The organism is Consotaella aegiceratis, assembly GCF_036541425.1.
Taxonomy (GTDB): domain Bacteria; phylum Pseudomonadota; class Alphaproteobacteria; order Rhizobiales; family Rhizobiaceae; genus Consotaella; species Consotaella aegiceratis.
The window spans coordinates 20,533-30,119 of the sequence record NZ_JAZHFT010000050.1 but is presented as its reverse complement, the minus strand read 5'-3'; the positions used below and the strand labels follow the sequence as shown (position 1 = coordinate 30,119).

The window sequence follows — 9,587 nt, the reverse complement described above, 5'->3', positions numbered from 1 at the left end:
GTCGGGCTCCTTGTTGAAGAAGCCCGTCATGCTCTGCCCCTGCCGCACGACGCTCAATGCAGGCGCGACTTCGGCCTGTCTCCTCTAACCTCAACCGCGGGTGCCCTCCCGCGCAGCGGGTTCGTTCTCCGGCCCACTTGGGGCTTAGGAGGCGTCGGAGCAGCTCGCTACAGTGCTCTGCTGATTGCTTTCGTCAACGCGGTTCTTCGGCGATTTTCGCGCCCGAGATAAACCACCCGCGTGTTCCAGGATATCGACTATCTCGCCGGCCACGCGGTCCGCGGCCAGCCTCAGTGCTTCGTCGATGTGGACATAGCGTTGCGTGACACCGCGAGCGGAATGGCCGAGAAGCGCTGCGATGGTTAGTTCGGAAAAGCCGAGATCGCCGGCCACGCTGGCGAAGGTGTGGCGAAGCGTATGTGGGGTCACATCGGCAAGCCCAGCCCTTTTGCAAACGCGATCGAGAACCCGCACCACGCCGATAAAATGGCCATCGCCCCAATCCGCGGGGAAGAAGAACGACGACTGGGTCTTTGGCTGGTTGCGAAGAAGATCGACGGCCGCCGTGCCGATCACGCGGACCTGAGCGCCGCTCTTGGTTTCCGGGAAATGGATCGCGCCTTCTTCCTCATCGAGCCAAGCTCGCTGCAGCCCCAGCCCCTCCATGCGCCGGAAGCCGGTGAGCAGAAGAAAGCGGATCGCCGCAAGTCCCGTCGGATGCTCTCCACCCTCAGCCGCCACACCAAGCGCTTTGCCCAGCCGCTCGATCTCGCTCCGGCTGAGCCGGCGATCCCGCGGAGAGCCCGCCAGTCGACGGACTCCCTTCGCAGGATTGATGTCGATCTTCCCGAGGCGCACCGCATGTTCGAAAATGGAGTGGAGCGTCGAAATCGTGCGCGCAGCGACGCCATCGCCGCCGGTCGTGGCACCGCCTCGACCTCCAACGCGGGGCTTTGACGTCTTGCCGGCGGCAATATCGGCCTGCATCGCTTCGATATCGCCGAGCTTCAGCGAACTGACCCGCTTTCGCCCCAACAGCGGCTTGATGTGAACTTCAATCCGGCTCTTGTCCATTGCCAGCGTGGACGCCTTGATCGGACGTCGACGCCGCCCGAGGATCCGTCCCGCCTCTGCTTCGGCAAGATACCAGTCACAAACCTCGGCGACCGTCTGCTGTCCGGCGGCAATTGCTTCCTCGGCGACAGGATCGGTTCCCTTTGAGACGAGGACCAGCTTTTCGCGCGCGAGAACGCGAGCCTCCTCCACTGTCATCAGACCATAGCGGCCGATGACGGATCGGCGGTTCCTGCCTTCGGACGTTCGGTACTGGATGACGAAGCTCTTGAGCCCTGATGGCATCACCTGCACGCCAAAGCCGCGCAGGTCGCGATCCCAGAGGAATTTCTCCCGAACCTTGACCCCAACCTTGGAAGGTTCTGGAGCCTTAAGAGCGTCCACGACTCGCTTCGTCAGCTTTTCCGGTGCCATGACAGCAGCTTGCTCAATATCTGCTTAGATTCATCCGATCATACCCCGATCGAAGCAGAATCCAAGCACTTTTGGGAAAGTCAGCGGCTACCATGGCGAGGATTTAACGGCGCGCTCGTCTCCGTAAGTCATTGTATTATTGCATGTTATCGCACTGCGTCGCAAACGCGGATATGGTGGCGAATGTGTGCCGGCGACCTTGCCAAGGTTGGGGTCGTGGGTTCGAATCCCATCGCCCGCTCCAAACTTTTCTTATAATCAATGCCTTGCATCATTCTGGGCGATGTTCTGCTGCTTTGAATCGGTGCCGAGCACGACATTCAATTCAGATTCGGAGCAGTCGGAAGAACGTCGCCGGATAGCGAGGCATCTTCGGCGCATTCATTCAAAGTGAAGCGGCCAAACGGTGCCGGTCAGGTGCTCCTGCAAAAATCGGGAAAGCGGCGCCTATGCCTCAGGTCGTATGGCGGCGAACAGAGAAACAGCGGGCGCCGGACCAGATCTGGCCGTGATCGCCCCTGTGCGCGGCGCGTACGGGGCTGACGGTCAGAGCTCCACACGTTTATGGGCGGGCAAAGCCTGATCTCCCCGAGACGTTCGACATCGAACCGGCGCCTTGACGGCTCGTCCGACATCGCTCGGTTGGCCGTCGATATAATGTCTGGTCTCGAGAAGACGCCCTCCCCTCAGCCTGCAAGTGGGAGATCTTGCCATCGGGAGTTTGGTCGCGGAGCTGGGCCTTGACGCTGCCGTAACAGCCACTTTCCCTCAAGGCACTGACGCAGGGTTGGCAGCGGCACTATGCGCCGCATGATTTCGGCCAGGGCATCGTCGGTTTCCTATCATGGCGGCACGATCGACCGCCGAGAACCCTTAAGTATTTTTGATAGAAAATTAGTATTTTATATTATTGTTGGATGTATATCTGTTATTCATCCGATACATAAGCATATATTGAAAGGGAATTAGCCTATTCCAAGGTTTCATCCTAGAACCGCTTCGGAGAAAGGGGCGATCGGGACCTTAGGGCCATGGTGGTGCGCAGGCGGGACGAAGGGGCCGGGTCTCTGAACCTTCGATCCCTGCAGCTTGCCGAACGCTTGAACGCCGTCGATGGCTGCCGCGCCGTATCGCCGCTCGTCGATCCTCATCGATGGGTTGCGCTGGCCGCCGATGGAGCCGCCCGAACGTCGTTCGATGCCCCTTCCAGGCGATCCCATGATGGATCGCGGTCATGGTTCGCAGGGGAGAAGTTTCATCATGAGCGCAAATGACAAGCCGACGTTGGAAGGACGCCGGAATTTCTTGAAGGGATCGGCCGTCGTCGGTTTGGCCGGCATCGCCGCGCCGATCGGCGCCTCGACGGTGGCACGGGCCGGAACCGGCCCCTCCACCCTGGTGCCGGCCGACGAGGCGACGGACTGCACGCCGGACTTCCTGAAGGCGCCCGATCCGATCCCGGACAGCCAGATCACCAAGACGGTGACGGCCGATGTCGTCGTCATCGGCTCAGCACTGAGCGGGCTCAGCGCTACGCGCTCCGCCCTCGAGGCCGGAGCAACCGTCGCGGTGATCGAAAAATCCGGCGACATCGTCTATCGCAGCGGCGACGTGGGGGTTCTCGACACCGAGATCTCCCGCAACGCCGGGATCAAGATCGACAAGGCGAAGATCGTCACCGACATCCAGGACTATTACGGCTATCGCACGAACGGCAATCTATGGCGGTTGTGGGCCGAAAACAGCGGCGCCGCCTTGGAATGGTGGCTCGGCGCCGTGCCGGACTGGCAACTCGTCGACGAGACCTTCATTCTACCGACGCACGACACCGACAAGACCTATATCCGCCTACCGCACTGGCCGCATCCGGCAGCCTTCGACGAGAGCAAGGAACACTACAAGACCTATCCGACGGTCCATCAGTTCCTGCCCGACATGGGTAACGCGCTGCGTGCGGTCTACAACAAATGCGTGGAGCTGGGCGCGCAGTTCAGCTTCGCCACCTGGGCTCGCCAACTCATCCGGCCCGGCAACGAAGGCCGCGTCCAGGGCGTCATCGCGCAGGATATCGACGGCAACTACATCAAGTTCCTCGCCAACAAGAGCGTCATTCTGTGCACCGGCGACTATGCCGGCGACCCCGACATGCTCAAGTATTACAGCGCGGAGATCGCCGACATCTACAAGTTCAGCCTGTATCCAAACAAGGACGCCGCCGGCAAAACCTGCCACACCGGCGACGGGCAGAAGATGGGCATGTGGGTCGGCGGCGTCATGGAACGCGGCCCGCACGCCCCGGTAACCCACACCATGGGCGGCCCGTTGGGCGACGATGCCTTCCTGCTCGTCAATGCCAATGGCGAGCGGTTCATGAACGAGGACGTCGACGGCCAGCGCTGGACCAATTCCTTCGAGCGGCAGCCGAAGGCGCTGGCCTTCCAGATCTTCGACGACAATTGGCGCGATCAGCTCGGCGCCCAGGGCATCAGCCACGGCATGCGCAACAAGCTCGCCGATCAGATCGAAGAAGGCAACATGAGCGCCGGCAAGTCGTCCTACATCACGGAAGACATGGTGCGCGATCAGGCCAAGATCTGCGACACGCTGGAAGATCTGGCCGAGGAGCTCGATCTGCCGGTGGAAGCCTTCGTGGCCACGGTCAAGCGCTACAACGAGATGGCCAAGGCGGGTGAAGACACCGACTTCTTCAAGCGCGCCGACCGCCTGTTCCCGATCGAAAAAGCCCCCTTCTACGGCGGCAAGGCGCAGCCGATGCTGCTGGTAGTCATGGGCGGTCTTCGCTCGAACGCCAAATTCGAGGTCCTGGACATCGACTTCAACCCGATCCCGGGTCTCTATGCGGCGGGCAACGCCCAGGGTGGCCGGTTCGCGGTCGATTATTCGGTCGTTGCCCCCGGCGTCAGCCACGGCACCGCACTGACCTTCGGCCGTCTGGCCGGCCAGCAGGCGGCCAAAGGCTGAGGCACTACCGCTTCACAGGACACGCCCCCCATGAAAGCGGAGCCGATCCGAACCCGGCTTCGCCCTTCATCTCAAGGCTTGGACCGCCCGCAGTCCATGAAGGCGTGAACAGCATCCCGCAGTCCGTCCGATCATCTGTTTTCCGATCGCCCGACCTTTTCGATCGGAGCCGGCCGAAGCAGTCCGATGCTTCCAGACAATAACGAGAAGAGGTTTGCATGAGATCTTCCTTGAGGATCGCCCTGCATGGTCTGGTCATGGCTTTTTGTGCCGGCCTGACGCTTGCGGTCGCCTCGGCTGCGGACGTGAGCAAGCCCGTGCCCAAGCCGGACGTGAAGGGCACGGACTGCGCCGGGTGTCATGACGAACCGATGCTGCCGGCCGATCACCGCGACATCACCCAGAACAAGCTGATCCACTGCCAGGTCTGCCATGCAAAGCAGGAAGTGAAGCCCATCGAAGGCAATCTGCCGCTGATGCATGCACATCTTCTGGCTCGCGAGACATGCGTCTCCTGCCACGACGACCCGCAAAATCCGAAAAAGGTCAAGGCATCGAAGTGCATCACCTGCCACGATCCGGCGAAGGTGGCCAAGCTCACGGCCGACGTGAAGCCGACAAACCCGCACGATCCGCCGCATGAGGGCATGAGCGCGGACTGCACCGAATGCCATCACTCGCACAAGAAATCGCAGAACTACTGCAAGGACTGCCACGACTTCGATTTCGTCGTGCCATGACGCACAGCCCTCTCCTCGCAGTAACGCCACCGCTCGTTTCACCTCCGCCAAGCCCGGGCAGGCAGGTGCCGGTGTCATAACCGCACTGCCAGGCGGGGCTCCTGCACCCCCTGAAAGGAGAAATCCGTTGACCTCCGATATGCTGCAACCGTCGCGAAGAGCCTTCCTGGGAGGTGTGAGCGTTGCCGCCGCCGCGGTGGCCGGCGGAAGCGTCCTGACCAGCGGGGCGTTGGCGTCACGGACGGCTCGGGCGGCCGGCCTGGACGATGAACCCGCGACCCAGGCGGACGAGACCATCGACACCCAGGTCGTTGTCGTGGGCTCGGGCCTCGGCGGCCTCTCGGCGGCCATCACGGCGATCGAGGAAGGCGCGGAAAAGGTCGTCCTTCTGGAAAAGAAGCGCACCTATGGCGGCGGCACGAACTTTGCCGAAGTCTTCATCGGCCCGGACGCCACCGAAGCCGAGGCGCGCCAAAGGGCAGTGGAATTCCAGAAGGCGTCCAACTACGTCGCCGATCCGCTGCTGCACTATACGATGGCGATCGAGCAGAAGGCGAACTCGGCCTGGCTGTTCGACAAGCACGGCGTGAAAACCTTCATCGGCGAGGGCAGCGGGCTCACCTTCTACGAAGGAGGCAGCGGCATGTCCTGCATTCGCACCCTTCTGCCGCAGGCCGAGGCGCTCGGCGTGGAGCTGCGGCCGAGCACGCAGGCGATCTCTCTGCTGATGGCCGACCCCTATACCTGCACCGGCCTGCGCGCCAGGACCGACGACGGAAAAGTCATCGACTTCAACGCCAAGGGCGTCATCCTGGCGACCGGCGGTATGAGCACCAACAAGGAGCTGCTGGCGCAATACACCAGCATCGACCTTGAGAAGGTGGTCATCGACGGCCCGCCGACGGGCCAGGACGGCGACGGGCATGTGATGGTCGAAGCGACCGCCCATGGCCGGTCGACCCATCTTTGCGTCTCGTCGCTGTTCCTCAACGTGAAGGGGTTTGCCTTCAATTCTCCGCTGGGCGCCTGCGCGGGAATGCAGCCCACCAATCTGTGGGTCAACCAGGACGGGGTGCGGTTCGCCGACGAGAGCATCGTGCGCGAGACGGCACCTTGCAACAAGGTCGTCGAAATTCAGGGCAACGTCTTCTCGATCATGGATCAGAACGGCTTCGACCGCTACGCGGCGGGCGGTGCCCAGACCCACTATACCGGCTTTGCCGACAAGCTGGTCGGCCAGCCCATTCCGGGCCTCGCCGCCGACTTCGCCAAATACCAGGACCTGCCGGACGTCTTCAAGGCCGAGACCTTAGAAGGCCTCGCCCAGAAGATGGGAATAGACGCCGCCGCCCTTCAAGCGACCGTCGAGCGGTATAACGGCTTTGCCGAGACCGGCACGGATGAGGAATGGGGCAAGGACGCCTCGAACATCTGGCCGATCGCCGCAGGCCCGTTTTACGGGTTCCGGCTGTCGTCCGGCATGCCCAATACCAATGGCGGCGTCAGGATCAACACCAACGCCCAGGTCGTCGACGCCCGTTACAAGATCATTGCAGGCCTCTATGCCACCGGCATCTTGACCAGCGGATGGGTTGGCGAAACCTATCTGACGGGCACCTGCCAGCCGGTTGCGCTATGGGGCGGACGCAAGGCGGCCAAACACATCGTCGCCAATCGCCTGTGACGCCGAATTCGTTGATCGGCGTCTCGAAGTAAAGGCGCCGATCAACGAGGCCGCATGTCGCTCGACGGGTCCGCCGCGAACGCGGCGATCCCGCGCGACCGCGGCAGACCGGAAATCGGCGGCCGACCGAACGTCTTGGCGCCCCAATCTCTATGCGCAGAGAACTCCTTGAACTCCTTCAGGAACGTGCCGATGCAGGGGTTCCTGTTGTTGGCTCCCCAGACGAGTTCGACATTGTACTGGCAGTCCTCCTCCGCAACCGCCAACAGCACCGCGTTCGGGCCGAGCAGATCCCGTCGATGCATCGGCAGCACCACGACCGCGTTGTCCTGCAGTTCGAGGGTGAAGCAGCAGGTCGACAGATTGGCGCACTCGATGGTCGGTTTGTAGCCCAAGCCATGTCGCTCCAGGAAATGGGCGTTGCACTCGCCGGCAAGAGGCGCCGACCGCCGATTGACCCCGATGAGCGGCCAGTTGGCCACTTCCCGGATCGAGATGGTCTCGCGCAGAGCCAGCGGATGGTCATCCCGCACCGCGACGCAGAGCGGATCACAGAAGAGATGAAGGCGCTCCAAGCCGTCGCCTTCGTTGACGCTGTTGGGGCGAACGACGAAGGCTAGGTCCGCCTGGCGGCTGTCCAGCGCGCCGGGGATGGAATCGATCTCGGTGTCGCAGCATTCGACCGTGATGGCCGCATGACGTTTGCGGAATTCGCCCAGGAAGGAGGACAGGATTTCCCGCGTCGCCTCTCCGAGAAACGCGATCGACAGCTTCTGACGGCTCTTGCCGACCGAGGCCTGGATCGTCAGGAAGGTCGATTCATACTGGGCGATGAGCTTGGCGGCCTCCTCGGCGAGGAGTTCGCCCGCCGGCGTCAGTTCGACCTTGTGCGTGTTCCTGTCGAGCAACTGGGCCCCGAACTGTTCCTCCAGATATTTGATATGGCGGCTGAGCACCGGCTGCGTCATGCCCAATTGCTCGGCCGCCCGGCTAAAGTTCAACTGCTTCGCCAAAAGCAGAAACTCATGGAACAGACGAATTTCCACGGAAGTGCTCCTCACCCCACCACAGCGGGTCGAGGCGAGCATACCCGGCCGGAAAATCGGAGCAATTGTCGTACGTCAAGCGATGAGGCGATCATCGCGCCGATGCCTCGCTCCCGATTCACGCGCGCTCGAGCGCCATGGCGATCCCCATGCCGCCGCCGATGCAGAGCGTGGCGAGGCCGCGCCTGGCATCGCGCCTGCGCATCTCGTGGAGAAGAGTCACCAGGATCCGTGCGCCCGATGCGCCGATCGGATGACCGATGGCGATGGCGCCGCCGTTGACGTTGACCTTGTCGGGGTCGAGTTCGAGATCGCGGCAGACGGCCAGAGCCTGGGCCGCGAACGCCTCGTTGGCCTCGATCAGATCGAGGTCGGCGACGGTCCAGCCGGCCTTGGCCAGCGCCTTGCGGGTGGCCGGCACCGGACCGGTGCCCATGATCGCCGGATCGACCCCGCAGGTGGCCCACGCGGCGATACGCGCAAGCGGAGAGAGACCACGACGGTCGGCCTCGGCGGCGTCCATCAACACCACCGCCGCGGCGCCGTCGTTGATGCCCGATGCATTGCCGGCCGTCACCGTGCCGTCCTTTTTGAAGGCCGGCCGCAGCTTGGCGAGCCCCTCCAGCGTCGTGCCGGGACGCGGGAACTCGTCGGCATCCACGACGATCTCCCCCTTGCGGCTCTTCACCGTCACCGGCACGATCTCGTCGACGAAGCGTCCCGCGCCTTGGGCCGCGGCCGCACGCTGCTGCGAAGACAAGGCAAACGCGTCCTGGTCTTCGCGCGAGATGCCGTACTTCTCCGCGACGGTTTCGGCGGTCATGCCCATATGGATGTCGTTGAAGGCGTCCCACAGGCCGTCCTTGATGACCGTGTCCACCATCTCGGCCGAGCCCATCTTGACGCCGCCGCGCAGGAACACGGCATGCGGTGCCTGGCTCATGCTCTCCTGCCCGCCGGCCACGACCACGCCAGCGTCTCCGAGCGCGATCGATTGCGCGGCGAGCGCCACGGCGCGCAAGCCGGACCCGCAGACCTGGTTGACGCAGAAGGCGGTCGACTCTCGGCGCATGCCGGCGGCGAGCGCGGCCTGACGCGCCGGGTTCTGCCCCTCGGCCGACGTCAACACCTGCCCCAGGATGGCCTCGTCCACCTCCTGAGCCGGGATGCCGGCGCGCTCGAGCGCCGCGCGTATGGCAATTTCGCCCAGTCGATGGGCCGGCAGGTTCGCCAGCGCACCATTGAAGGAGCCGACAGGCGTGCGCGCCGCGCTGACGATGACTGTCGATGACGACATTTTCGATGCTCGCGTATTTGGGAATATCAAAGAGAATACACAAGATCGATCAGGATAGATCGATCAATATGCACGGAATGAATTCGATATTATTTATCAATAGGGATCTGATTCAGGCTAATTCTATTAATGCATAATTGTTATACATAAATAGAATTGTACTTCTTTTCCCGCTCCGCCTACACGTCAGCAATAGAAGGAACGGCAAGGACGCTGGGGGCGAATGGTATTTCGCCGCGCCCCCGACAGACGGCGATCTTGGTCGCGACGCTCCGGAATGGTGCAAGGCTTTCCCCCGGCGCTCCGTCGTTCACTGGACGCAAACAAACGATACTGACGGAAGACGGCAG

Annotated in this window: 6 protein-coding genes and 1 tRNA gene; 4 read left to right on the top strand and 3 right to left on the bottom strand. The window is 62.6% G+C overall.

What is annotated here, in order from left to right; genetic code table 11:
• Window positions 1–144 precede the first annotated feature (144 nt).
• Window positions 145–1,488 carry a tyrosine-type recombinase/integrase gene (locus tag SMD10_RS21810; protein ID WP_331687856.1) on the bottom strand — a complete coding sequence of 448 codons (1,344 nt, stop codon included), beginning with the start codon at window positions 1,486–1,488 and terminating at the stop codon, window positions 145–147.
• A gap of 167 nt (window positions 1,489–1,655) precedes the next feature.
• Here SMD10_RS21810 and SMD10_RS21805 point away from each other — a divergent pair.
• The 4 genes from SMD10_RS21805 (at window position 1,656) to SMD10_RS21790 (ending at window position 6,894) form a co-directional block, all read left to right on the top strand.
• A tRNA-Ser gene (locus tag SMD10_RS21805) sits at window positions 1,656–1,732 on the top strand.
• Between the two features lie 1,016 nt (window positions 1,733–2,748).
• Window positions 2,749–4,470: an FAD-binding protein gene (locus SMD10_RS21800; RefSeq protein ID WP_331687855.1), complete on the top strand. Its 1,722-nt coding sequence runs from the start codon at window positions 2,749–2,751 to the stop codon at window positions 4,468–4,470.
• Between the two features lie 218 nt (window positions 4,471–4,688).
• Complete coding sequence (locus SMD10_RS21795; RefSeq protein WP_331687854.1) at window positions 4,689–5,210, top strand: cytochrome c3 family protein; 522 nt, start codon at window positions 4,689–4,691, stop codon at window positions 5,208–5,210.
• A gap of 127 nt (window positions 5,211–5,337) precedes the next feature.
• Entirely contained in the window at window positions 5,338–6,894 is a 1,557-nt protein-coding gene (locus tag SMD10_RS21790) for an FAD-dependent oxidoreductase (RefSeq protein WP_331687853.1), read from the top strand.
• Between the two features lie 41 nt (window positions 6,895–6,935).
• Here SMD10_RS21790 and SMD10_RS21785 read toward each other — a convergent pair whose 3' ends face one another.
• Window positions 6,936–7,940: a LysR family transcriptional regulator gene (locus SMD10_RS21785; protein ID WP_331687852.1), complete on the bottom strand. Its 1,005-nt coding sequence runs from the start codon at window positions 7,938–7,940 to the stop codon at window positions 6,936–6,938.
• Between the two features lie 118 nt (window positions 7,941–8,058).
• On the bottom strand, window positions 8,059–9,237 hold the full coding sequence (locus SMD10_RS21780) for an acetyl-CoA C-acetyltransferase (RefSeq protein WP_331687851.1): 1,179 nt from the start codon (window positions 9,235–9,237) through the stop codon (window positions 8,059–8,061).
• Between the last annotated feature and the right edge of the window lie 350 nt (window positions 9,238–9,587).